The sequence below is a fragment of the Arthrobacter sp. CP30 genome (assembly GCF_053470025.1).
On sequence record NZ_JBQEMM010000001.1, the window covers coordinates 607,986 to 632,286 of the forward strand.

A 24,301-nucleotide genomic window follows, 5' to 3' on the forward strand; every position below is an offset into this window, starting at 1 on the left:
GTAGTAGGGAACAGCGAATCCACCGCGTAGGACCGAGGGGAAGGACACGCTATCGTGCCGGAGTTGAACGATTGGTCGACCAGCCGCCTGCTAACGACCGCGGCCCGCATCGTCGAGCACTCATGGAACGAGAAGCTCCTGAGCATCGGCATCACCCACGCCGGGTTGACGACCCTCGGCGTCCTCGAGCGCGAAGGGACCCTCACCGGTGTGCGCCTCGCCCAGCTGGTGCACGTGCAGGCCCAGACGGTCGGCCGCACCCTGGACCGCCTCGAGAAGCGGGGACTCGTGACGAGGCTCCGGAACACCGCGGACCGCCGCAGCCAGCGAATCACCATCACCTCCGCCGGCCAGAAGGCCCTCGAGCGTGCCAAGAACATCGAACACGAGCTGATGGCCGAGGACGGCCTGGCATCGCAGGATCTGCGTGATCGCCTGGCGACCGTCATCAACGAACTCGGGCCGAAGAAGGACTAGTAGCCGCCGCCGTCCGCCGCCATGTTGTTGAAGCGCGAATAGTGGCCCTGGAAACCCACGACCAAGGTCTTCGTCGGACCGTTGCGGTGCTTCGCCACGATCACGTCAGCCTCTCCCGCCCGTGCGGACTCCTTGTCGTAGACATCGTCCCTATGCAGGAGGATGACCATGTCCGCGTCCTGCTCGATCGACCCCGACTCACGGAGATCGGAGACCTGGGGCCTCTTGTCCGTCCGCTGCTCCGAGCCACGATTCAGCTGTGACAGAGCGACCACCGGCACGTTGAGCTCCTTGGCCAGCAGCTTCAGTGCCCGTGAGAACTCCGACACCTCCTGCTGGCGGGATTCGACACGCTTGCCGGAGGACATGAGCTGCAGGTAGTCGAGGACCACGAGCTTGAGGTCGTGGCGCTGCTTCAGGCGCCGGCACTTGGCCCGGATCTCCATCAGCGACATGTTCGGGCTGTCGTCTATGAAGAGGGGCGCATCGTTCATGCGTCCCATGGTCGTCGCGATCTTCCCCCACTGCTCGTCCTTGATGGTCCCCTTGCGCAGGTCCTGCAGGCCGATCGTCGCCTCGGCGGAGAGCAGTCGCATGGCGATCTCGTTGCGCCCCATCTCGAGCGAGAAGAAGACCGTGGTCATGTTGTGCTTGATCGCCGCCGACCGAGCCCAATCCAGCGCGAAGGTCGACTTGCCCATGGCCGGCCGTGCGGCCACGACGATCATCTGTCCACCGTGGAGGCCCTGCGTGAGCTCGTCGAGCTCGTAGAAGCCGGTGGGGACGCCCGTCATCCCCTCGCCCTTGTGTCCCGCGGACTCGATCTCGTCCACGGTCCCCTCGATGATGTCCTTCAGCGCGACATAGTCCTCGGCCGTCCGCCGCTCGGCCACGGCGTACACCTCCGCCTGCGCGGCGTTGACGAGGTCGTCCACCTCGCCATCGTTGGAGTAGCCGAGCTGCACGATCTTCGTGCCGGCGTCGACCAGGCGGCGCAGGACCGCCCTCTCGCGCACGATCTCGGCATAGAACCCGGCATTCGCGGCCGTGGGGACGGACTGGATCAGCGTGTGCAGGTAGGCGGGACCACCGATGCGGGAGATCTCACCCCGTTTGGTGAGCTCATCCGACACGGTGACGGCGTCGGCCGGCTCACCGCGTCCGTAGAGGTCGATGATCGCCTCGTAGATGCTCTCGTGGGCCGGGCGGTAGAAGTCGATGCCCCGGAGCACTTCCACGCAGTCCGCGATGGCGTCCTTCGACAGCATCATGCCGCCGAGGACGGACTGCTCGGCGACGAGGTCCTGGGGCGGCGTGCGGGAGAATTCCGGTGACCGTGTGTCCGATGATGAATCTGCATGTGCCAGGGACACTGAAGGGCCTTTCTCCTACTGTCGAAGCGGCCGACGTCACGACGTCGACCGGACACCCGGGCCGGGTCCGACAGGACATACCTATCACCCGACACCCTCACTAGTGGGAATCTCCCGCTACCGTAGCCGTCGCCTCGCAAGGCACAAAGCGCTCCACCAACAGGGGGTGTGGGTAAGTGTGAATAACCTGTGGATTACACGGCGTGTCTTGTGCACAGGATGGGGAGAACCCTGTGGACAAAGAACGGGATTCCGGCTTGAGAGCCCTTTGACCTGCGGAAACGTTGTCCCCGCCCTGTGTACGAAAAGAATTTTCTGCCCGCATTCATCCACAGGGCCGCTGTTGACAACATCACCGGAAGTAGTTCGCTAGGCCCCCTAGCGGTCCTTGCACGCCGTCCCGTGCCGCATTGCCGAAGCGTGATGCGCGCCGCGCCGACCCGCACGTGGGAGTATGCCGATCGAGGCATAGTGGAGGGCGCAGTGTGCCGGAGGGATCACGAGGGGAGTACGTTCGACAGCGCGAGGATCCGGCCGCGGCGGTCGGCATGCAGCTTCCGGGGATGGCCCGATGGCGCCGACGAGGACCCACTCCCGCCGATGGCGGAGCGTTGCTGACGAACCGGGGCGACGAGCACCCGGTAGAATCCTTGCCGACCTCGCACCCCTCGCTGCACCCGCCCTTAAGCACGGGAAGCCCCCGCCGACGGCGGAGGCTTCCCGGACGAACAGGACGACTAGCTTGCGACGACGTCCAGGTCGATGACTGCTGCGACGTCCTCGTGGAGACGGACGTTGGCCTGGTAGGACCCGACCGACTTGATGTGGGCGGGCAGTTCGACCTTGCGCTTGTCGATCTTGCCGAGACCAGCGGCCTCGACGGCCTTGGCGACGTCGTCCGCCTTGACCGTGCCGAACAGGCGGCCGGAGCCACCCGCCTTGACGGTCAGGGTGACGGGCTTCGCCGACAGCGCGGCGGCCTGGCGCTGGGCGTCCTCGAGCGATGCGTGCTCGCGGGCGGAGCGGGCAGCCTTGATGGACTCGACCTGCTTCTCGCCACCCTTGCTCCACATCAAGGCGAAACCGCGGGGCAGAAGGTAGTTACGTGCGTAACCGTTCTTCACCTCGACGACATCGCCTGCTGCACCGAGACCGGTGACTTCCTGAGTGAGAATGAGCTTCGACATGATGTGTCCCTTTCCTAGCCGCGGCCGGCGCCGGAGTACGGCAGGAGGGCGACTTCGCGGGCGTTCTTGATGGCCTGAGCGATCTTGCGCTGCTCCTGCACCGTGACACCGGTGACGCGACGGGCACGGATCTTTCCGCGATCGGAAATGAACTTACGCAGCAGGGCTACGTCCTTGTAGTCGATGACGGTGACGTCAGCGGCCTTCAGGGGGTTGGACTTTGGTTTGGGCTTACGGAGTTCAGCCTTAGCCATCGTGGTGCTCCTTTTTCTGATGGAGCCCGCAGAACGATTCTGCGGGATGGGAGGTGCGAGTCACGGATCGTGACTTCGGCAGGGACCCGGGACCGGATCCCTGCCTGGAGAGCCTAGAAGGGCGGCTCGGAGTCGGCGCCGTTGCCCCAACCCTGGGAGTTGTTGCCGCCGGCGGGTGCGCCCCACGGATCATCCGCGGGCTGCTGGGCCTGCTGGCCGCCGCCCCAGCCCGAGCCCGCTTGCGGGTTCGACCCGGAGTTGCCCCCGCCTGAGTTGCCGCCGAAACCACCGCCGCCACCGTTCCCGCCGCCTGAGCGCTGGGTCCGGGAGACTTTCGCGGAGGCATAGCGCAGGGATGGACCGATCTCGTCCACCTCGAGCTCCATGACGGTGCGCTTCTCGCCCTCTTTGGTGTCGTACGAACGTGACTTGAGTCGGCCCTGGGCGACCACGCGGGTGCCCTTGGTCAGGGTCTCGGCGACGTTCTCCGCAGCCTCGCGCCAGACCGACGCGCGGAGGAACAGCGTTTCGCCGTCCTTCCAGTCGTTGGACTGGCGGTCGAACGTACGCGGAGTGGACGCGATGGTGAAGTTGGCAACCGCCGAACCCGACGGCGTGAACCGCAGCTCGGGGTCGTTCGTGAGGTTGCCGATCACCGTGATGACTGTCTCGCCTGCCATGGTGCCTCCTTGAGTCACTACCCGCCGGAGCGGGATGGATGGGTGAGGAATACGCCGAAACTACTCGGCGGAGACCTTCTGCTCCTCGGGACGGATGATCTTGGTACGCATGATCGTCTCGTTGAGGCTCAGCTGGCGGTCGAGTTCGGCAGCCACGGCCGGAGTCGCGGTGAAGTTGACGACGGCGTAGATGCCCTCGGTCTTCTTCTGGATCTCGTAGGCGAGGCGCCGACGTCCCCAGATGTCCACCTTGTCCACAGTGCCGCCGCCGTTGCGGACGACATTGAGGAACTTCTCGAGTGTCGGGTCGATGGAGCGTTCCTCGACGTCGGGGTCGATGATGACCATCAATTCATATGCACGCATGTGTGAACCCACCTCCTCTGGGCTGAACGGTCGCGGTCTTTCCGCAACAGGAGGTTCTTTAGCGTTGGTCCGGCCGCCGTCGACGATATGTACCGCCGCCTGGCTGTGGCACAGACGGATCAATAATACCGGACGAATGCAGAGCGACGAACTCCCGTGGACAACCGCTAGCGTCCGCCACGGAAGAAGGCTGTGGTCGCCGTCGCGAGGTGGCCGGGGTCAGCCACGCCGCACAGTTCGCGCGCCGAATGCATGGACAGCAGCGGGGTCCCGACGTCGACCGTCCTGATGCCGAGCCTCGTCGCCGTCAGGGGACCGATCGTCGAGCCGCACGGCATGACGTTGTTCGAGACGAACTCCTGGTACGGCACGCCGCTGTCCCGGCACAGGGCGGCCCAGAACGCGGCTCCGGGAGCGTCGGTGGTGTAGCGCTGGTTCGCGTTGATCTTGAGCAGCGGGCCGCCGTTCAGGACGGGAAGGTTGGCGGGATCATGCCGTTCGGCGTAGTTCGGGTGCACGGCGTGACCGGCATCCGCGGACACGCAGAACGACGACGCCAGCGCGCGCAGCCGTTCCTCCGCACCGGCACCCAGGCCCAGCGAGATGCGCAGGAGCATGTCCTCGAGGAAGGGACCACTGGCGCCTGAGCGGGAACCGCTGCCCACCTCCTCGTGGTCGAACGCGGCGAGCACCGCGATGGGACCGTCCGCCAGGGGGCGCCCGGCCGCATCGATGATGGCGGTGAGTCCGGCGTGCACGGAGGACAGGTTGTCGAGCCGTCCGGATGCGAAGAACTCGTCCTGTGCGCCGAACACACGGGGCTCCTGCGTATCCGCGACGACGACGTCGAACCCGCCGACGTCCCGCGGGTCGACCTCGGCCCGGGCGGCGAGCAGGCCCAGCAGATCGGCGTCCGCGGGGTCGCCGAGCCCCCAGACCGGGTTCATGTGGCGCTGCTTGTCGAGCGCCAGCCCATCGTTGACGGCGCGGTCCAGGTGGATCGCGAGTTGCGGGAAGCGCAGCAGCGGCCCCGTCGCCACCAGGTGCTCGGTGCCGTCATGCAGGGTCAGCCGGCCTGCGAGCGCCAGCTCCCGGTCGAGCCAGGAGTTCAGGAGCGGACCGCCGTACACCTCGACGCCGGCCTGCAGCCACCCGTACTTCCCCGTGGTGGGCTTCGACTTCAGCTTGAACGACGGCGAATCGGTGTGCGCTCCGAGGATGTGGAAGCCCGTCGTGGGTCCCGCCGTCGTCGGGACCGTCCAGGCGATGAGCGCTCCGTCACGGAGGACGAAGTAGCTGCCCGCCCCGCCCTCCCAGGCGTCCTGCTCCTCGAGGCGCCGGAATCCCGCCGCCGCGAGCCGCCTGCCGGCCTCGAAGACCGCGTGGAAGCTCGACGGCGACGCGGACACGTAGGCGCCGAGATCGGAGATGTGTGCGGGTGCAGGGCTCATCCCCCGATTCAACCAGATGCCGTGGAGGCGCGCGCTTCAGCCTGCCTTGACCTGGTGTTCGGTTTTGCGACCGGCTTCGGTTTTCCTTCGCCCGAGGTTCGCCCTGACCACACGGCACACTTCAGCCTGCTCGACCAGAGTTTCCACCAGAGGAACCGGGACCCACTGGGGGGACCGGAGACACCCACACCCGACACACTCAAGGAAAAAGGTCTCACCATGGCACGCACCGCTCGCTCCGCCCGCATCAGCATGAAGTCCACGTCCGGCAAGGTCCTCGCCTCCGTCGCACTGCTCGGCGTGGCAGCGTCGGTGGCCGGCCTCGGTACCTATGGTTCCTTCACCTCAACGACCTCCGCGAGCGAGACCGTCACCGCCGGCACCGTCGACGTCCAGCTCGGAGCAGCGGGCACCGCCGCGAACCGCCTGACCGTCGCCGCCACCGGCGTCGTCCCCGGGGACACCATCCAGCGCGCCGCGACCCTCACCAACGCCGGCAACCAGAACTTCGGCGGAGTCACGCTCAGCACCACGGCTGTGGGCACCGCGACCAAGCTCACCACCGACGCCGTCAACGGCCTCCAGGTGGCCGTCGACGCCTGCAGCGTCCCCTGGACCGAGGCCGGTACCGCCCCCGCCTACACGTACACCTGCGCCGGTACCGTCACCTCCGTCCTGGCGACCCGCCAGATCATCGGCACCGACGTCGTCCTCTCGAACCTGCAGTCGATCGCCAGCACCAAGGCCGACAACCTGCGCGTCACGGCCACCCTGCCCACCGCTGCGGACAACACGTTCCAGGGCCTCACGAGCACCGTCAACTTCGCCTTCACCGCCACCCAGCGCGCGGCAACCAGCCGCTGACCCTTCGTCCCGGCGCCCTGGTCCCCACGCCAGGACGCCGGGATCCCCGTACTCCCGCCGAGCGGCCCGCGGCCGCTCGGCGGATCACGCACCGACGGACGCCGACGCGGCACATCACCCATGACGCAGAGGAAGGACCACCATGAGCACCACCCGGACCGCCGTGCGCCGGATCCGCCTGCTCGTGCAGCTGGTCGTCGCCGTCGTCATCCTCACCTGGGTACCCACGATCGCGCAGGCTGCCTTCTCGGACGCGGCACGCGCCGACCTGAGTGTGGGCACCTACGCGATCCCGGCCCCCGCCGGCGTCACCGGAACCTTCAGCTGCACCTCGACGAAGCTCTCCATGACGGTCACCCTCACCGACTTCGGTGCCGTGGACCGCGCCACGGGCTACACCGTCACCCTGACCGCCCCGACCGGCCAGGTCACCACCAATGCGGTGCCGGCGAGCCCGCGGTCCACGACCATCACCCGCACGTCCACGACCGTGGGCACCTACACGTTGCGCGTCCGCGCGAACGTCGGCACCTGGACCGGTCAGAACCTCGAGCGCGTCCTCACCTGCCCCTGATCCGAGCGGTGGAGGTCAGGCCGGTCCGGGCACCACGATCCCGTTCTCGTAGGCGTACACCACGGCCTGCACGCGGTCCCGCAGGTCGAGCTTCGTGAGGATCCGCCGCACGTGCGTCTTGATGGTGGCCTCCGAGAGGAAGAACCGGCCCGCGAGTTCCGCGTTGGAGAGCCCTTCCGCGATCGCCTCCAGCACTTCACGCTCGCGTGGCGTCAGTTCGGTCAGGCGCCGGTCCGGCGTCCTCGTGGGGTGTGCGGGCGGCAGGGACCGCACATAGGTCTCGAGGAGGCGCTGCGTGACGCGGGGGGCGACGACGGCGTCACCGCTCGCGACCACCCGCACGGCGTGCACGAGTTCCTCCGGCGCCACGTCCTTCAGCAGGAACGCCGAAGCACCGGCCTGCAGGCCGGCGAACGCGTACTCGTCGAGGTCGAACGTCGTCAGGATGATGATGCGCGCGCCGGAGCCCGAGCCCGTGATCTGCCGGGTCGCCTCGATGCCGTCCCCGAGGGGCATCCGCACATCCATCAGCACGACATCGGGGGTGAGTTCCGTGGTCATCCGGACGGCCTCACCACCCGTGGAGGCCTCACCCACGATCTCGAGATCCGGCTCCCCCTCGAGGATGAGCCTGAAGCCCATGCGCAGGAGTGGCTGGTCGTCAGCGAGCAGAACCCTGATGGGCGTGCCCTCCGTGCTGTGCTGCGTCGTCATCCTTCTCTTTCCCCCGTTGATGCCCCGGACCGCCGTCGGCGTCGGGAACCGTCAGTTGCACCTCGACGACCCAGCCGCCCGAGGGTCTCGCCCCGACGTCGACCGATCCGCCGTAGATGGCTGCCCGCTCACGCATGCCCGCGATGCCCTGGCCGGAGCCGAGCGACACTGCGGGGTCCATCGCGCCCCGGCCGTCGTCGGCGACCCGCAGTGACACCAGGTGGCCCGTCCGGGCGATCGAGATGTCCACCAGCGTAACGCCCTTGCCGTACCGCAGGACGTTGGTCAGGGATTCCTGCAGGATCCGGTAGACCGTGAGCTGGAAGGCAGGGTCGTCCGGCAGTCTCGGACCGCTCGCGGTCACCCGCAGCGGCAGCCCGGCCGCCCGGAAGCCGTCGAGCAGGTGGGCGAGCGAACTCGACGCCGGCAGCGGCTGCAGGGATTCGCTCGCGGCTTCGGCCCGGAGGACCCCGAGGACGCGGCGCATGTCGGCGATGGCCGTCCGGCCCGTGCCGGACAGCTCCTTGAGCACGGCCGTGGCACGGTCCGGATCCCGTTTCATGACGACGGCTGCTCCGTCGGAGAGCGCCACCATGACGGTCAGGGAGTGGGCGACGACGTCGTGCATCTCCCGCGCGATCCTGTTCCGCTCCCCCGCCGAGGCGAGCTCCGCGTTGCGGGCAGCCCATTCGCGCAGCTCGCTCTCGTGCTCGCGGTCACGTCGGACGGTGACGCCGACCCCGACGGCGATCCCGAGGAAGATCACCACGAAACCGCTGATGACCCAGACCGCGCCCGGCGCTTCGGCGAACGCCTCGGCGGGGATGAGGAAGAGCGAGCCGACCGAGAGGATCGTCGCCGAGACCGCGGCGACGAGGGTGGTACGGAGCGGGTGGGCGACAGCGACGGCGTAGAGCGCGAACATCGCGGCGATTCCGCTGCTGCCCTCACCCATGGTCAGGATGCCGATGGGGACGTCGAGCACGGAGACGAAGGCGAGGACGACCAGGGGTCGGTCCCGCCGGAAGGCGAGCGCCGTCGCGGCGAGGACCAGCCCGGGCATCCCGAGCCATGACGCCTGGTCGACGATCAGGAAGAGCGCACTGGGCAGGGTGATCGCCACGAACACCAGGACCACGACGGCGTCCATGGCCCGCGGATACCTGCGGAAGAACCGCCGGACGGGACCCAGCCGGCGGGCATTGAGCTCGGTGAAGGAGACCGCGGCCGTTCGTTCCGCGGTCTCCCTCACCGAGGGGCTAGTGCTCATGACCGGGCGTCATGAGGTGGGACGGTCATCGTCCTAGATGTCCCGCTTCTTGGTCACCAGGAGGGACGCCGCCAGGAGGACGAGCGCCCAGCCGCCGAGGACCAGGGAGCCCTGCCACTGGTTCAGATCGCCGTCCTGGATGGTCGTGGCGACCATCTGCTCGCCACCCGAGCTGGGGAGGAACCGTGCCGCGTCAGCCACCCACTCGGTCCCGCCACCGAAGATGGCGACGAGGATGGGCAGGACGAGCAGCACGCCGATCGACGTGACCACACCGCCCGCGGTGTTGCGGATCAGTGTGCCGACGGACATGGCGAAGACCGATACGAGCGCGAGGACAGACCCTGTGTTGATGATGTGCAGCAGCGCACCGTCGGCGTCGAGGCTGAAGCCGAGTTCTGCGGTGTCCAGGATGGGCTGCGCGACGACGTACCCGATCAGGGCGGAACCTGCACCCACCAGGAACGAGACCGCGGCCATGATCAGCTGCTTGGCGAGCAGGGCGGACGTGCGGTTGGGCACGGCCACCATGGTGGACCGGATCATGCCGGTTCCCCATTCGGAGGCGATCAGCACGACCGCCAACGAGGCCATGAGCAGCTGACCGAAGATCAGTCCCGACCCGGGGATGTCACGGGAGATCTCCGCGGCATCCGGCGCCCCCTGCGCCTGCATCTGCGCAGCCATGTCGGGGTCGCTCTGGGCGTCGAACAGGAAGGTCGTCTGCCAGGCGAGGAGTGCTGCGATGCCCACCATGACGACGATCGTCGTCACGATCAGGATCACCGTCGAGGGCACCGTGGTGACCTTGATCCACTCGGACTTGAGGACACGGCCGAAAGTGACGCCGGGGAGCTGTTCCTGGCGCGGCCGCTGCCGGGCGGGAGCCTGTGGGGTCGATGTTGCCATGATCAGCGCCCTTCCATGTGCGTGGGGACCTGCTGCATGTCCGGCGTCGCCGGCGTGAGGGGCAGGTCGTGTGACTGGTATTCGACCTCGGTCTGGGTCAGTTGCATGTACGCGTCCTCGAGGGACACCTGCAGGGGCGTCAGTTCGTAGACGAGGACGCGTTCCCGGAGCGCGACCTCCGCGATGCGGCGGGGCTCGACGCCGGTGATCTCGACCAGCTCCGGTTCGAGGACCTGCGAGGTCACTCCTTCGCCGGCGAGGCTGCCGAGGAGGTCCTGCGGGCGATCGACCCGGACACGGACCCGGGCCTTGCCCTGCCCGTCGATGATCGACTGGATCGGGGCGTCCGCGATGATGCGGCCCCGCCCGATCACGATCAGGTGGTCCGCTGTCAGCGCCATCTCCGACATCAGGTGCGAGGAGAGGAAGACCGTGCGGCCCTCCGATGCCAGGCCCTTCGCCAGGTGGCGGACCCACTGCACGCCCTCGGGGTCGAGGCCGTTGACGGGCTCGTCGAGGATCACCGTGTGCGGATCGCCGAGGAGCGCAGCCGCGATACCGAGGCGCTGCCCCATGCCCAGGGAGAACCCGCCCACACGCTTCTTGGCGACGGATCCGAGCCCGGTGAGCTCGATGACCTCCCTGACCCTGCTGTCGGGGATGCCATGGGTGGCCGCCATCGCCCGGAGGTGGTTGTACGCGGAACGCTTGGTGTGGACGGCTTTCGCGTCGAGGAGGGCGCCGACCTCGCGCAGCGGCGCCCTGTGCTGGGCATAGGGCCGGCCGTTCACCGTCACCCGGCCACCGCTGGGGTTGTCCAGGCCCATGATCATGCGCATGGTGGTGGACTTGCCGGCACCGTTGGGGCCGAGGAAGCCCGTGACCTTTCCCGGATGCACGGTGAAGGAGACGGAATCCACGGCAGCCTTCGCTCCGTACCGCTTCGACAGGGCCTGTGCCTCGATCATGGTTCTTCCTTCGACTGGTGACGACACGGGAGCCGCAGACGCGGGCCCGGTACAACCAACAGTAGGCCTGGGGCCGGTGACGAATCACCGGCCCCAGGGATGATCACCGAGGAGTGCGCCGTACCCCTTTCGGACGACGGCGACGTGTCAGCGCGAGCTGATCGAGGCGAACTTCCGGATGCACAGGGGGACGAAGATCACGAGCATCAGGACGATCCCGACCATGACCGTGACCACGGCGTTCTGCATGGGCCACGCATCCGGCACCGGCACCGTCCCCGTGTTCCCGAACAGCTCGCGCACCGCCTGGACGAGCGCGGAGACGGGATTCCAGTTGGCGAAGGCTTCCAGGGGACCGGGCAGGGTGGAGGACAGGACGAACGCGTTGGAGATGAAGGTCAGCGGGAACAGGATCATGAAGGACGCGTTGTTGATGACCTCCGGCGATTTCACCGACATGCCGAGCAGCGCCATCACCCAGCTGAAGGCATAGGAGAACAGGAGGAGGAGCCCGATCCCGGCCAGTGCACTGCTCAGCGAGGTGTTCACCCGCCAGCCGACCAGCAGGCCCGTGCCCATCATGATGATCACCGAGAGCGCGTTGAGCACGAGGTCGCTGTTCGTGCGGCCGATCAGCACCGCCGACGAGCTCATCGGCAGCGTGCGGAAACGGTCGATGATGCCGTCCTTGAGGTCCTGCGCCATCGCCGATCCGGAGAACGTGGAGCCGAAGATCACCGTCTGCGCGAAGATGCCGGCCATGAGGTACTGCGTGTAGTCGCTGCCCTCCACCTCGATGGACCCGCCGTAGATCTGGCTGAACAGCAGCACGAACATGATGGGCTGCAGGATCGCGAAGACCAGCATGTCCGGGGACCGCTTGAGCTTGGTGAGATTGCGCTTCGTGACCGTCCAGCCGTCGGAGAACCACATGGCGAGCTCAGACGGCGGTTCCACGCCGGAACCGGAGGGTGAAGCCTGCTGGTGCTCGGGCTGCCGGCCCTCGGATGCCAGGACACTCATGCTGCCGTTTCCTTCTGGGTCGATGCGTCCTTGGTGTCCGAGGCCTCGGCGCGCCGACCGGTCAGCGTCAGGAAGACGTCGTCGAGGCTGGGCCGCCGCATGCCGGCGTCGTGCAGTTCGATACCGCTCTCGCCGAGGTCCGACAGGATGTACTGCAGCGCCCGCGGGCCGTCGCTCACGGCCACCTCGATGCTCCGTCCGTCGTCCCCGACGAGCGGCTCGCCGTCACCGTGCCGCCCGAGGATCTCACGGGCGGAGGCGGCGTCGGAGGAGTGGACCAGGGAGACCACGGCGCGGTGGCCGCCGATCTGCGCCTTCAGCTGGTCCGCCGTGCCCTCCGCGATCGCCTTTCCGCCGTCGATCACGGCGATGTCGTCCGAGAGCTGGTCCGCTTCCTCGAGGTACTGCGTGGTGAGCAGCAGCGTGGTGCCGTCCCGCACGAGGTCCTTGATGATCCCCCACAGGGAGAGGCGACTCCGGGGATCGAGCCCGGTGGTGGGCTCGTCCAGGAACAGGATCTTCGGGTTGATGACGAGCGCACCGGCCAGGTCGATCCTGCGACGCATGCCACCGGAGAACCCCTTGACCGGCCGGTTGCCGGCCTCGGTGAGCTCGAACTGCTCGATCAGCTCCTGTGCCCTGCGCTTCGATTCACGTGCACCCAAGTGGTAGAGCCGCCCCACCATCTCGAGGTTCTCGAAACCGGTGAGGTTCTCGTCGACCGCGGAGTACTGGCCGGAGACGCCGATGATGCGCCGTGCGGCCTTCGGCTCTCGCAGGACGTCGATGCCGTCGATGTGCGCTGTCCCCGCCGTCGGCTGGATGAGGGTGGTCAGGATCTTGACGACGGTGGTCTTGCCTGCGCCATTGGGGCCCAGCAGGGCCTTGACCGTCCCCTGGGGGACGGAGAGATTCATACCGTCGAGAGCATGGACGGGCCCGCTCTTCGACGAATAGGTCTTCTTCAGACCTTCTGCCTCGATGATTGCCATGCATGAAGGGTAGGGCGATGCCCGCCCTGTTCCTAGGGGTGCTGGTCAGAAGCTGTCCGCAATGCATCCTCGTCCTCGGGATCTCCGACGTCGGTGCCGCGCTCCCGCGCCGCAGGGGCGACGAGGAAGGATGCGAGGACCGCCACGCCCACCGCCAGCAGGGCGTTCCGGATCCCGACGACGTCTCCGAGGAATCCGATGAGCGGTGGTCCGGCGAGGAACGCCGTGTACCCGATCGTCGAGACGACGGACACGCGCGCAGCGGCACGCTCCGGCTCGTCGGCGGCAGCGGACATGCCCATCGGGAACCCCAGCGCGGCGCCCGCACCCCACAGGATCGCGCCGGCCGCGGCGAGGGGGACGTTCGGTGCGAGGACGAACAGTGCGAGCCCGGCGAGGGAGGAGCCGAGGCTCGCCTGGAGGACACGCACCCGTCCGAAACGGTCGATCAGGGGACCGCCCACGAACCTCAGCGCCGTCATGGCCGCGACGAAGACCGCGAACATGATGGCTCCGGTGCTCTCCGACGTGCCGAGGCCGTCGACGCTGGCCTTGGCGACCCAGTCGTTCGCCGCGCCCTCGGTGAGGGCGGCGCCGAGGACCACGAGGCCGATGAGCAGGGTGCGGGGTTCCCCCCACGCCCCGAAACCGCGCGGACGTCCGCCGTCGGGCGCCGTGGCCGAGGCGTCCGGTGCCTCCTCCGGCAGGAAGGAGCGAGGCGTCCACAGGGAGACCGTAAGGCTGAGGACCGCGACCGCCACGAGATGGGCGGACAGTGTCACCTGGAGCGCGGAGAGGCCCGCGCCGACGAGCGCTCCGACGAAGGCGCCACCGCTGAACGCCGCGTGGAAGCGCGGCATGATGGTACGGCCCACGAGGCGTTCGACGGCGGCCCCCTCGATGTTCTGCCCCACGTCCCACAGGGCGATCCCGCACCCGAACAGGAACAGGCCGACGGCGACCACCGGGACGGACACGATGAACAGACCCAGCGCGACGGCGCCGGCGGCCAGCGCGGCGGCGGTTCCCCCGATGCGGACGGTGTTGGCGGTACCGAAGCGTGCAGCGATGATCCCCGCGAGCGGCAGGGACAGGACGGAGCCGACGGCGCCCACGAGCAGCAGGGCACCCATCTGGCCCGAGGCGAGGCCGAGGGTGGTGGAGGCTGCGGGGATACGGGCGGCCCAGCTCGCGAAGACGAGTCCGTTCAGCCCGAAGATGGCGTAGGTGGCGAACATGGCGGATCGGACGGCGGGCTTCACCTGATCAACCGTAGGCGGGACGATCACGAGCAACAAACGGGACACAGGCGGCGTGACGGAGGCCGGAGGATCCGTCAGCCGCCGGTCCCGGCGTCCGGATCGAGGTCCACGTCGAGCCCATCGGCGGATACCGTCACGGTGGCGGTGATCAGCAGCGGCTGCGGATCCTCCTCGCGGGTCCATCGTGCCGGTTCCCCGCGGTCGAACTCGATGTTGCGCTCGTACGAGAACGTGGCCTGCGCGTCGTGGCCCGTCAGCCGGTACACCCCGGGGTCGTAGCCCTTCTCGAGGGAGTAGGTCGGCGCACGGTCGAGGGTCCAGCGCGGAACCCGGACGTCCTCGGGGTCGCCGAACAGGAAGGACCGGTTGGGGCATCCTGCGGGAGCGGCGTCCGAACTCGCGATGCAGGCGTTCAGGAGCGCTTCGACCCGGTCCACCGCCTCCGCCTCCGCGGCGGGTGTTGGAGCCGGCTCGAGCAGCACCCCGCCGGGCGCGAACCGAGGATCCACCGGAACCACGACCTGCTGCTCGCTGCCGTAGGACAGATGGGCGGAGGGCGCGGGCGGCGAGACGACATAGCGGCCGGGCAGGGCCGGCAGCATCACCGACCGCAGACCGGGGTATCGAGCAGCGCCGCCGGGGGGAAGCGCCAGGTCGACGCCGTTGACGGTGAGCAGTCCGAGCCTCTCGTCCACCAGGACGCGGATGTCCCGGAGGGGTTCCGGCCCGTCGAGCCTCCACTGGTCGAGCACGAGGGCTGTCCTTCCGGTGCGCGTCAGCTCGAAGGCGTACCGCGTCGCGGCGCCGTCCTGCATCAGGTCCACCGCCACCGTCGCCGTGTCCCCGAGCACCGTGACGTCCTGTACCTCGTACCCCGTCAGCCGGTCCTCGGCCGAGCGGTAGACGGCGTCGGACAGGAGGATCGCCGAGGCACCGTCACCGTCACCGTCACCGTCACCGTCACCGATCAGGGTGCGGGATCTCTCGGCGTCACCCGCGACGAGCGCATCCAGGTAGGCCTCGACGGCCCGGGCGGGCCCGAGGACGGTGTGGTTGACGAGGGCGACGCCGGTCACCGCGGCAACGACCACGAGCAGGACGGCCGCCCCCGCGATCAGGGCGGGACGCAGGCGCCGGGCGCGGGTGGGTACCTCCACCGCGGTACCCGGGGTGGAAGCGTCGGGGGCAGGCGTCGTCGTCCCCGTGTCCATCGTCGCTCGCCCCCGTGTCCGCTGCGACGCCCTACGGCGCCGTCGTTCACTGTACAAGGGAGCGCCGCCGGGCCCGGAAAGCCATCGGAAAGCCCGGCGTCCGGCGGATTCGCACAGGGTTATCCACCGAATGTGGATAACCCTGTGGAGAGCGTGTGGACGGGTGGGACCGGAGGACCCGGTGCCGGCTCATGGCAGGGGGCGTGCCTGTGGAAACCGGGGCCTCACCGGGCCCGGACCACCCGGCTCTCGTCCCACACCGGCTCCTTGGTCTCGTAGACCTTGCCGTCGGAACCGAAGACGAGGAAGCGGTCGAAGCTCCGCGCGAACCAGCGGTCGTGCGTCACGGCCATCACCGTGCCCTCGAAGGAATCGATGGCACGCTCCAGTGCCTCGGCCGAGTGCAGGTCCAGGTTGTCGGTGGGCTCGTCGAGCAGCAGCAGGGTGGCCCCGGAGAGTTCGAGCAGCAGGATCTGCAGGCGGGCCTGCTGTCCGCCGGACAGGGAGTCGTAGGGCTGCTCGGCCTGCGGAGCCAGTCCGTAGCGGTCGAGGACGGCCGAGGCCGCCTCCCGTCCGAGCCCCGAACGGTGCTCATCGCCGCGATGGAGGATGTCCACCAGTGTCCGGCCGAGGAGGTCGGGGCGCGAGTGCGTCTGCGCGAAGAAACCCGGTCGGATCCGCGCCCCGAGCTTCACCGAGCCCTCGTGCGGCACGGCCCTGATGTCGACGTCGGACACCGGCAGGTGCTCCTTGTCCGGATCCGAGCCGCCACCGGCCAGCAGGCGGAGGAAATGCGACTTCCCGGAACCGTTGGAGCCGAGGACGCCCACACGGTCGCCGAACCAGACCTCGGTGCTGAACGGCTTCATGAGGCCCGTCAGTTCGAGCTTCTGCGCGACGACGGCGCGCTTCGCCGTACGACCACCGGCCAGGCGCATGGAGACGTTCTGCTCGAGCGGGATGGCCTCGGGCGGCCCGGCCTCGAGGAACTTCGCGAGCCGGGTCTGCGCTGCGTGGTAGCGGTTGGCCATGTCGGAGCGGAACGCCGCCTTGTTCTTGTACATGTTGACGAGTTCCTTGAGCTTGACGTGCTCCTCGTCCCAACGCTTGCGCAGCTCCTCGAACCGCGCGTTCCGGTCCTCGCGTGCCTTCAGGTAGGTCTCGAAGCCGCCTCCGTGTGTCCAGGAGGACGCGCCGAGCGCCCCGGGTTCCAGCGTGACGATCCGCGTGGCCGCGTTGGCGAGCAGTTCGCGGTCGTGGCTGACGAACAGCACCGACTTCTTCGAGTCGCGGAGCTTCGCCTCGAGCCAGCGCTTGCCGGGCACGTCGAGATAGTTGTCCGGCTCGTCGAGGAGCAGCAGGTCGTCCGGGCCGGAGAACAGGGCCTCGAGCACGAGCCGCTTCTGCTCCCCGCCGGAGAGGGACGACGCCGCCCGGTACTGTGCACGATCGAACGGCACCCCGAGGGCCGCCATCGTGACCTCGTCCCACGTCGTCTCGAGCTCGTAGCCGCCGGCGTCCCCCCAGTCGGCGATCGCCTGGGCGTACGCCATCTGCGTGGGTTCGTCCTCGGCATCCATCATGGCGAGCTCGGCGTCGTCGATCCGCTGCGCCGCCGCCGCGAGGACAGGCGGCGCGGCCGAGACGAGGAGGTCGCGGACCGTGGTGTCGTCGCGCACCTGCCCGACGAACTGCCGCATGATGCCCATGGACCCGGAGCGGCTCACGGAGCCCTCGTCCGGGATGAGGTCGCCGGCGACGATGCGCAGGAGGGTGGTCTTTCCGGTGCCGTTGGGGCCGATCAGGGCGGTCTTGTGTCCGTCGCCGACCTTGAAGGCCACGCCGTTGAGCAGCTGCCTGCCGTCGGAGAGGAAGTAGTCGATACCGGAGATGTCGAGGTGAGCCACCCTTCCAGTGTTCCACCCATGGACGGGGCGGCAGGACGGCCGGACCGGGACCGGACCCGTCAGCGCTGGGGTTCGCTCGGCATCATCCGGTAGCCGACGCCCCGCACCGTGCGGATGAAGCGGGGGTTGCTCATGTCCTCGCCGAGCTTCTTCCTCAGGTTGCGGATGTGCACCTCGACGAGGTGGTGGTCCTGGCTCCAGCCGTCCCCCCACACCCGGTTGAGGAGCGCCTCCCTGGTCCACACACGCTGGGCGCCGGTCATGAGGGTCTCGAGGAGGTCGAACTCGATGCGTGTCAGGGCGAGCTCCTGGCCGTCGAGCGAGACCACGCGGCCTTCCACGTCCATCAGCAGGTCGTTGTGGCGGAGCATCTCGTTGCCGTCCGGTCCCTGTGCCGGTGGCGCCGTCCCGGTCACGGCGGACGGACCCGTCCGGGGACGTCGGAACATCGCGGAGACGCGCGCCGAGAGTTCCCGGGGGCTGAAGGGTTTCCCGATGAAGTCGTCCGCGCCGGTCTCGAGGCCGATCAGTCGATCGATCTCGTCCTGCCGCGCGGTCACCATCACGATGTAGGCATCGCTCACGGCGCGGCACTGGCGGCACACCTCGACGCCGTCGAGGTCGGGCAGGTTGAGGTCGAGGGTGATGAGATCGGGCCGGTGTTCCTTCAGCGCCGCCAGGCCCGCGTGCCCGGACGCGGCCTCGATGACGGTGAAACCGTTCATCCGCAACGTGACGGCCAGCAGCTCCCGGATGTCCGGATCGTCCTCGACGATGAGCGCGCTACGCTGCGACGGGGGAACGGACATGATCCAAGAATTCCACAGATCGGCTCCGCGGAGGACGGGACCGGCGATCCGGCCGACTATTTGCCAGGCGCGGTGCAGTGACGGCGGCCGTGCCGCCATAGAATCTTCGGATGCCCTCGACCCTTCTCCGTACGGTGCAGATCCGCGGATACACGATCACCGTGCGGACGACGCCGGGCCCCGCCGCTCCGGCCCGGTCTCGATCCCCCTATGTCCTGGTGCACGGGCTCGGCATGACACACCGCTACCTCGACCGCCTGCGCGCGGAACTCGCCGCGGACGCCGACGTGCACGCGGTAGACCTGCCCGGCTACGGCCGGGACCCGCGACCCCGTACCCGGCTCGGCATCGAGGACCATGCGGCCCTGATCGTCGAGGCGCTGGACCTGCTCGGCATCCCGCCCTGCATCCTGGTGGGGCACTCGATGGGCGTGCAGTTCGTCACAGCCGCCGGCCTGCGTGCACCCGCGTCCGTGCGGGGCGTCGTCCTCATGGGGCCGGTCGTCGACCGGCGCCGACGTACCGTCCTGCAGCAGGCGGCGTCACTCGGCCGTGACACCCTCCGGGAGAGCGCGGGCGCCAACCTGATGGTCTTCGCCGACTACCTGAGGACGGGCCTGCGCTGGTACGTGCGCCAGCTCGGACCGATGCTCGGATACCCGCTGGAGCGCGCCGTGGAGCGGCTGGAATGCCCCGTGCTGGTCCTGAGGGGGAGCCGCGACCCGGTAGCGCGACGGCGGTGGTGCCACGAACTCGCGGACCGTGCGCAGGACGGCTTCTGCGTCGAGATCGACGGGGAGCCGCATGTGGTCCAGCACTCCGCGGCGGACCGGGTGGCCGCGGAGATCGTGGCGTTCGCGCGCCATCGACTGCCAGTGGCCGAGCCGATCTTACCGGAAGCTTCGGGCGGCACGATGGGAAAACTTGAAGATCGAAGCGCATAGTAGACGTATTGCAGCTGGTCCCGTCCTGCTTCACCGACCGCCTGCAACGACACGACACCCGGCCGGCGCTGGTCAGCAGTACCGGCCGGGTGTTCCAAAGCTTCTGGAGGAACATCGCATGTCTGAACTGGAAGAGTGGTCAACCAGCCGCCTGCTCACCACGGCAGCACGTCTCGTCGACCACGCGTGGAACGAGAGGCTGCTCGACATCGGGATCACCCATGCGGGCTACACGACCCTCGGCGTCCTGTCCCGCCAGGGCACCATGACGGGGGCCAAGCTCGCCCTCGCCGTCCACGTGCAGGCCCAGACGATCGGCAAGACCATCGAGAAGCTCGAGCGGCAGGGCTTCATCTCCCGCATCCGCGACAGCATCGATCGCCGCAGCCAGCGCATCACCATCACTCCTGAGGGCATCGATGCCCTGGCGAAGGCGGAGGACATCGAACGCACCCTGATGGTCGGGGAGGGCCTGGAATCCTTCGAGCTCCGCAGCCTCCTTCGTGGCATCATTGGTGAACTCGCCCCGCAGCGCCAGAAGCCGGCAGCAGCCGTCGTCTGACCCGCGGGTCCCGTAGATTTCTCAAGAGAACGGAGAACGGCCGCCCCTCGGGGCGGCCGTTCTGCCGTCGCTCATGCGGGAGCAGGGCCGCTTCCGCGTGACCGCGGGCCGCGGGCTCATCGACGTGACCCGCGGAGGCCTCCGAGATAGCTAGACAGACTAGCGATCTATCGTAAACTGACCCGGTGAACGACGATCAGCACGGGACGGCGGCAGCAGCCGCCTCCGAATTGCAGGACCTCATGCTCGGCAATGAGAGCGTCGACCAGTTCCTCGAGGACCTCGCAGGCCTCTCCTCGCGGATCCTCGGCGGAACGGTGGAGGTGCAGTGCGGGGTCACGTACCAGCACCGGAGACTCGCCACCACCGTCGCGTGCAGCAGCGACGAGGCGAGGGTGCTCGACGAGATCCAGTACGGCTTCGGAGATGGTCCCTGCCTGCACGCGATCAGCTCCGGCAGCACCGTGGTGGTCGACGACGTCCGCACCGACGGCCGGTGGCCGGACTACTTCGAAGCGGTGGCGAGCCGCGAGTACTACTCCATGATGGGCGTGCCCCTGGTCCTCGGTGCCGACAGCGGAGCGGCGCTGAACTTCTACGCGGCGGCCCCCAGCACCTTCACCAGCACGACGCAGGAGCTCGCCGAGGGTTTCGCGGCCCAGGCAGCCAAGGCGCTGCAGATGGTGCTCCGGGTCTCGAAGCACGCCAACACGTCGTCGGACCTGAAGGCCGCCATGGAGTCGAGGACCACCATCGACATCGCGATCGGCATCATCATGGGGCAGAACCGCTGCACGCAGAGCGAGGCCTACGACATGCTCAAGCGGGCCTCGAACGCACAGAACGTGAAGGTGCGGGACATCGCGGAGCGGATGGTCAGCGGTATCTCCAGCTCGCCCGCCGAGACCCACTTCTCGGACTAGGCACCCTCCAGCCCGACGGGAACAGCGACAGGGCCGGCCGGACAGGACGCGCACTACGGTCCGACGGAACAGCGGCAGGGCCGGTCCGGCAGGACGCGGCCGCCCAGCGAGCGGATGGACACGACGCCGACAGGACGGTGGCCGCCCAGCGATGCTGGACGGTGGCGGGACGGCGGACGGCGGACGGCTCAGGCAGACGTCGCCCGGTTCCGGTCCGCGAGCACCCGGAAGGCCGCGACGAGCTCGGGTGGCCCGACCACCCGCACGTCCGTGTCGAAGCGGTTGAGGGACGCTGCGAGCGCCACCCAGGACCACGAACCAGCGCGCAGGCGGCAGGATGCCGGCCCCAGGTCCTCGACGACGCCGTCTCCCGCGAAGGGCAGCACCTCCCCGGCCGGCCGACCGAGGACCACCGTACCGACGCACGGCCAGCCGCCACCGTCCGCCGCCCCCGTGAAGCGTCGGGACACGAACCCGGCGACTCCCCCGTCCGGCAGCTCTCTCGGTGTGAATCGGGGCCCGGTCGGCAGCCTCGGTGTGGTCCTGTCCGCCCTGAAGATGCGCCAGTCCTCGCGCTCGAGGTCCCAGGCGACCAGATACCAGCGTCCGCCGTGCGTCACGAGGTGGTGCGGTTCGACCCGGCGCGGGCCGTCGCTCCCCTGCGGAGCCGCCGAGGCGGCACCTGCATAGTCGAAGCGGAGGACCTGCTGCGCACGGACTGCGGAGGAGAGTGCGAGGAGCACCTGCGGAGTCGGAGGATCGGGGACGTCCCTGCCGCTGGGCGGCAGCGCGGTGAACTCGAGGGCGTCGAGCCGCGGGCGCAGGCGTGCAGGCAGGACCTGCCGGACGGTGGCGAGGGCCCGCAGTGCGGCCTCGCCGACGCCCGGCTGCGATGACACCGCACTCCGGAGTGCCACGGCGAGCGCCAGGGCCTGGTCGTCGTCGAACAGCAGGGGCGGAAGGGTGCTGCCGGCGTCGAGCCTGTACCCGCCGTCCGGCCCCATGGTCGCCCGGATGCTGTAGCCGAGCTCCCTCAGCCGGTCGACGTCCCGCCGCACCGTGCGGTGGCTGACGCCGGTACGTTCGGCGAGGAGCGCTCCGGGCCAGTCCCGCCGGGTCTGGAGCAGGGAGAGGAGGGTGAGGAGGCGGGAACTGGTCGTGGCCATGCTCCGATGGTAGGCCGAGTGCAGGACCGAAACCGTCCTGCACTGCTGCGACGGTGGTGTCACCGGGAAAGGCCCGGCATCCTCGACACAGGGAGTTCCTCGATGAGCATCACCGTCACCACACACCTCAATCTCCATGGCACGGCCCGCGAGGCCCTGGAGTTCTACCTCTCGGTCTTCGGTGGCGAGAGCACCATCACCACCTACGGTGACCTCGGGATGCCCGCCGATGCACCCGACGCCGGACGCGTGGTGTTCGGGCAGGTACAGGCACCCGGCGGCTTCCGCCTGATGGCCTATGACGTCCCAGGGGCGTCGGGGGCCTCGGCGACGACGGCCGGCTCGACCACCCGCTCGAACGGCATGACCCTCACGGAGCAGCCCTTCTTCGTCTCGGTGCGAGGGGACTCACTGGAGGAGGTCCGTCACTACTGGGAGGGGCTGTCGGCCGGGGGGACGATCGTCGAGGACCTCGCGGCGTCGGCCTGGAGCCCCGGCTTCGGGATGGTGACGGATTCCTTCGGCGTGACCTGGATCCTCGACGTCGCCGGGGAGGCGCGCGCCGACTGAGGGCCGCCCGCGGCGAGCGGTCATCCCGGGCCGTCCGGGCTGGCCGCCCACCGCGAAGGGTGGTTGCCTGCGGTCAGTAGTCGATGCGCCCGCGCCGGTCGTGGAACTGCCCCGTCGGGCCCGAGGCCTCGAGGCTTGCGAGCATCACCGTGGCGTCCGTACCCTCCGTCACGGTCTGGTGGCCGCTGTGGTGGTTGAAGTCGGTGTCCGTGTAGCCGGGATCGCTCACGTTGACGCGGAAGCCGGGCAGGTTCTTCGCGTACTGCACGGTCAGGGCGATCACCGCGGCCTTCGACGCCGCGTAGGGGATGGCGAGGACACCGGATTCATCGGTGCCCTCGGTACTGAGCAGGCGCGGCCAGCCCACGCCCGAGGCCACGTCGACCATGACGGGGGCGTCCGACGCACGGAGCAGCGGCAGGGCGGCCTGGGTCACGCGGACGAGTCCCACCACGTTGGTGTCCAGCACCGCGCGAAGGGCTTCCGCGGAGAGGTCGTCGACCCCGAAGGAGGTCCCGAGCACCCCGGCATTGTTCACCAGCACGTCGAGGCGGGGCAGGGACGCGATGGCGGCATCGACGCTCTGCTGGTCGTCGACGTCGAGCTGGACAGGACGGGCGCCGATGGCGCGGGCCGCCGCACCGGTCGCGGTGTCTCGCATCCCGGCGTAGACGGTGTGGCCGGCCTCGACGAGGCGGCGGGCGGTCTCGAGTCCGAGGCTTCTGTTGGCCCCGGTGATCAGTGTGGTTGTCATGTCCTCAAGGCTCTCCCGGCACCGGCCGGTGGCAAAGGTACCGCTCGACGGTAGGACCGGCAGTACCACCCTCTCCGCGCCGTGGCACGGGAGGATGGGTGCATGAGTGTATTCGCCAGTGTCCTCCGCGTTGCGCAACCGGCTGACCCCGGCCGAGGTCGGACTGCCCGGGGGGTTCGGCCGTCGCAGCCCGGGGCTGCGGCGGGAGGAGCTCGCCGCCCTGGCGAACGTGAGCGTGGACTACGTGGTGCGGCTGGAGCAGGGGCGCGCCACCCATCCGTCCCCCCAACTCCTGAACGCGCTGGCCATCGCGTTGCGCCTCGACTCCGGCGAGCGTGACCACCTGTACCGTTCCGCCGGCGCGGCACCACCGTCACCCGCCGTCGTACCGCACCACATCACGCCCGGGGTCCACCGCATCATCGACCGGCTGGGCGACGTGCCCATGGCGGTGTTCACGGCGACGCACGACATCCTCCTGTGGAATCCGCTCTGGGCGGCGCTCGCCGGCGATCCCTCCCGGCTCGTCGGGATGGAGCGCAACCTGGTGTGGCGGTACTTCACCACGGGCCACGACGGCGTCGAGTTCGACGAGCAGCACGAGGAGGAGTTCTCCGCCGACCTCACGGCCGACCTGCGCGCCGCCCTGGGCCGATATCCGCAGGACCGGGGGCTGCAGCGCCTCGTGTCCCGGCTGCGGGCCACGTCGCCCGAGTTCGAGCGGCGGTGGGCGGAGGCCCGGGTGGCCGAGCACCGCGCCAGCCGCAAGACCGTGACCCGCACGTCCGTGGGACCCATCACCGTGGACTGTGATGTGCTGTCGGTACCGGGCGGGGACCTGCGGATCGTCGTCTACACCGCGGTGCCCGGCAGCGAGGACGACGCGAAGCTGGACCTCCTGCGGGTGACAGGGCTCCAGGACCTGTCGTCCGGGTTTGCAGGGAGCGCGACCGCCGCCGGCTGACGCTGCCCGGATCCGCCGGCAGGACGGTCGCCGTCCCTGATGCCTCGTCTCCTCGCTGTGTCGAACGCGCGCCCTCCAGCCCGGACGACGGCGGACCCGCCACCCGGAGCGGGCAGAGGGCGGACCC

26 protein-coding genes are annotated in these 24,301 nt (G+C 69.0%); 8 read left to right on the forward strand and 18 right to left on the reverse strand.

Annotation, left to right across the window (positions count from 1 at the left end):
• The first annotated feature begins 54 nt into the window (after positions 1-54).
• Positions 55-477, forward strand: a complete 423-nt coding sequence (locus tag ACTIMO_RS03050) for a MarR family winged helix-turn-helix transcriptional regulator (protein ID WP_152813471.1) — start codon at positions 55-57, stop codon at positions 475-477.
• On the opposite strand, the gene dnaB is transcribed toward ACTIMO_RS03050, so the two are convergent.
• From dnaB to ACTIMO_RS03080, 6 genes are all read right to left on the reverse strand, one after another.
• Positions 474-1,850 (reverse strand): replicative DNA helicase, encoded by a 1,377-nt coding sequence (gene dnaB / locus ACTIMO_RS03055; protein WP_055766349.1) that lies wholly within the window; start codon positions 1,848-1,850, stop codon positions 474-476. The two genes, ACTIMO_RS03050 and dnaB, sit on opposite strands and share 4 nt — an antisense overlap.
• Positions 1,851-2,587: 737 nt before the next feature.
• On the reverse strand, positions 2,588-3,037 hold the full coding sequence (gene rplI / locus ACTIMO_RS03060; RefSeq protein WP_043442543.1) for a 50S ribosomal protein L9: 450 nt from the start codon (positions 3,035-3,037) through the stop codon (positions 2,588-2,590).
• A gap of 14 nt (positions 3,038-3,051) precedes the next feature.
• Positions 3,052-3,291 carry a 30S ribosomal protein S18 gene (gene rpsR, locus ACTIMO_RS03065; RefSeq protein WP_005273147.1) on the reverse strand — a complete coding sequence of 80 codons (240 nt, stop codon included), beginning with the start codon at positions 3,289-3,291 and terminating at the stop codon, positions 3,052-3,054.
• A gap of 113 nt (positions 3,292-3,404) precedes the next feature.
• The gene (locus tag ACTIMO_RS03070) at positions 3,405-3,971 is read right to left on the reverse strand and encodes a single-stranded DNA-binding protein (protein ID WP_055766346.1); all 567 of its coding nucleotides are present in this window, start codon (positions 3,969-3,971) and stop codon (positions 3,405-3,407) included.
• Positions 3,972-4,031: 60 nt separating this feature from the next.
• Entirely contained in the window at positions 4,032-4,337 is a 306-nt protein-coding gene (gene rpsF, locus ACTIMO_RS03075) for a 30S ribosomal protein S6 (protein WP_055766343.1), read from the reverse strand.
• A gap of 167 nt (positions 4,338-4,504) precedes the next feature.
• On the reverse strand, positions 4,505-5,788 hold the full coding sequence (locus tag ACTIMO_RS03080) for a M18 family aminopeptidase (protein WP_448181440.1): 1,284 nt from the start codon (positions 5,786-5,788) through the stop codon (positions 4,505-4,507).
• A 219-nt stretch (positions 5,789-6,007) separates the two neighbouring features.
• Here ACTIMO_RS03080 and ACTIMO_RS03085 point away from each other — a divergent pair, with 219 nt between their 5' ends.
• Both ACTIMO_RS03085 and ACTIMO_RS03090 read left to right on the forward strand, forming a co-directional pair.
• Positions 6,008-6,652 carry a TasA family protein gene (locus tag ACTIMO_RS03085; protein WP_448181441.1) on the forward strand — a complete coding sequence of 215 codons (645 nt, stop codon included), beginning with the start codon at positions 6,008-6,010 and terminating at the stop codon, positions 6,650-6,652.
• A 142-nt stretch (positions 6,653-6,794) separates the two neighbouring features.
• Positions 6,795-7,226, forward strand: a complete 432-nt coding sequence (locus tag ACTIMO_RS03090; protein ID WP_055766333.1) for a hypothetical protein — start codon at positions 6,795-6,797, stop codon at positions 7,224-7,226.
• 15 nt (positions 7,227-7,241) lie between these two features.
• Here the strand turns inward: ACTIMO_RS03090 and ACTIMO_RS03095 are convergent, their stop codons facing one another.
• The 10 genes from ACTIMO_RS03095 to ACTIMO_RS03140 all read right to left on the reverse strand — a co-directional run bounded on the left by ACTIMO_RS03095 (position 7,242) and on the right by ACTIMO_RS03140 (position 18,291).
• Positions 7,242-7,940, reverse strand: a complete 699-nt coding sequence (locus tag ACTIMO_RS03095) for a response regulator (protein WP_448181442.1) — start codon at positions 7,938-7,940, stop codon at positions 7,242-7,244.
• Positions 7,888-9,210: a sensor histidine kinase gene (locus tag ACTIMO_RS03100; RefSeq protein ID WP_448181443.1), complete on the reverse strand. Its 1,323-nt coding sequence runs from the start codon at positions 9,208-9,210 to the stop codon at positions 7,888-7,890. The genes ACTIMO_RS03095 and ACTIMO_RS03100 overlap by 53 nt, the downstream gene beginning before the upstream one ends.
• 33 nt (positions 9,211-9,243) lie before the next feature.
• Positions 9,244-10,119: an ABC transporter permease gene (locus ACTIMO_RS03105; protein WP_448181444.1), complete on the reverse strand. Its 876-nt coding sequence runs from the start codon at positions 10,117-10,119 to the stop codon at positions 9,244-9,246.
• A gap of 2 nt (positions 10,120-10,121) precedes the next feature.
• Entirely contained in the window at positions 10,122-11,087 is a 966-nt protein-coding gene (locus ACTIMO_RS03110; RefSeq protein WP_448181445.1) for an ABC transporter ATP-binding protein, read from the reverse strand.
• Positions 11,088-11,234: 147 nt separating this feature from the next.
• On the reverse strand, positions 11,235-12,020 hold the full coding sequence (locus ACTIMO_RS03115; protein ID WP_055768982.1) for an ABC transporter permease: 786 nt from the start codon (positions 12,018-12,020) through the stop codon (positions 11,235-11,237).
• Positions 12,021-12,106: 86 nt separating this feature from the next.
• Positions 12,107-13,102, reverse strand: coding sequence for an ATP-binding cassette domain-containing protein (locus ACTIMO_RS03120; protein WP_448181446.1), 996 nt, complete (start codon positions 13,100-13,102; stop codon positions 12,107-12,109).
• Between the two features lie 32 nt (positions 13,103-13,134).
• Complete coding sequence (locus tag ACTIMO_RS03125; RefSeq protein ID WP_055768980.1) at positions 13,135-14,340, reverse strand: MFS transporter; 1,206 nt, start codon at positions 14,338-14,340, stop codon at positions 13,135-13,137.
• Positions 14,341-14,438: 98 nt separating this feature from the next.
• A complete protein-coding gene (locus tag ACTIMO_RS03130; protein WP_448181447.1) occupies positions 14,439-15,575 on the reverse strand; it encodes a hypothetical protein in 1,137 nt (378 codons plus the stop codon).
• A gap of 224 nt (positions 15,576-15,799) precedes the next feature.
• Complete coding sequence (locus ACTIMO_RS03135; protein WP_448181448.1) at positions 15,800-17,482, reverse strand: ABC-F family ATP-binding cassette domain-containing protein; 1,683 nt, start codon at positions 17,480-17,482, stop codon at positions 15,800-15,802.
• 59 nt (positions 17,483-17,541) lie between these two features.
• On the reverse strand, positions 17,542-18,291 hold the full coding sequence (locus tag ACTIMO_RS03140; RefSeq protein WP_448181449.1) for a response regulator: 750 nt from the start codon (positions 18,289-18,291) through the stop codon (positions 17,542-17,544).
• Between the two features lie 110 nt (positions 18,292-18,401).
• On the opposite strand from ACTIMO_RS03140, the gene ACTIMO_RS03145 reads away from it, so the two are divergent.
• The 3 genes from ACTIMO_RS03145 (at position 18,402) to ACTIMO_RS03155 (ending at position 20,720) form a co-directional block, all read left to right on the forward strand.
• Positions 18,402-19,235 (forward strand): alpha/beta fold hydrolase, encoded by an 834-nt coding sequence (locus ACTIMO_RS03145; protein ID WP_448181450.1) that lies wholly within the window; start codon positions 18,402-18,404, stop codon positions 19,233-19,235.
• Between the two features lie 118 nt (positions 19,236-19,353).
• Positions 19,354-19,797 carry a MarR family winged helix-turn-helix transcriptional regulator gene (locus tag ACTIMO_RS03150; RefSeq protein WP_055766305.1) on the forward strand — a complete coding sequence of 148 codons (444 nt, stop codon included), beginning with the start codon at positions 19,354-19,356 and terminating at the stop codon, positions 19,795-19,797.
• Positions 19,798-19,982: 185 nt separating this feature from the next.
• Positions 19,983-20,720 (forward strand): GAF and ANTAR domain-containing protein, encoded by a 738-nt coding sequence (locus ACTIMO_RS03155; protein WP_448181451.1) that lies wholly within the window; start codon positions 19,983-19,985, stop codon positions 20,718-20,720.
• Between the two features lie 188 nt (positions 20,721-20,908).
• On the opposite strand, the gene ACTIMO_RS03160 is transcribed toward ACTIMO_RS03155, so the two are convergent.
• Positions 20,909-21,886 carry a helix-turn-helix transcriptional regulator gene (locus ACTIMO_RS03160; protein ID WP_448181452.1) on the reverse strand — a complete coding sequence of 326 codons (978 nt, stop codon included), beginning with the start codon at positions 21,884-21,886 and terminating at the stop codon, positions 20,909-20,911.
• Between the two features lie 102 nt (positions 21,887-21,988).
• Between ACTIMO_RS03160 and ACTIMO_RS03165 the strand changes: the two genes are divergently transcribed.
• Positions 21,989-22,456, forward strand: coding sequence for a VOC family protein (locus tag ACTIMO_RS03165; RefSeq protein WP_448181453.1), 468 nt, complete (start codon positions 21,989-21,991; stop codon positions 22,454-22,456).
• A gap of 73 nt (positions 22,457-22,529) precedes the next feature.
• On the opposite strand, the gene ACTIMO_RS03170 is transcribed toward ACTIMO_RS03165, so the two are convergent.
• On the reverse strand, positions 22,530-23,210 hold the full coding sequence (locus tag ACTIMO_RS03170; protein WP_448181454.1) for an SDR family NAD(P)-dependent oxidoreductase: 681 nt from the start codon (positions 23,208-23,210) through the stop codon (positions 22,530-22,532).
• A gap of 106 nt (positions 23,211-23,316) precedes the next feature.
• Between ACTIMO_RS03170 and ACTIMO_RS03175 the strand changes: the two genes are divergently transcribed.
• Complete coding sequence (locus tag ACTIMO_RS03175; RefSeq protein ID WP_448181455.1) at positions 23,317-24,174, forward strand: helix-turn-helix domain-containing protein; 858 nt, start codon at positions 23,317-23,319, stop codon at positions 24,172-24,174.
• Positions 24,175-24,301: the final 127 nt, after the last annotated feature.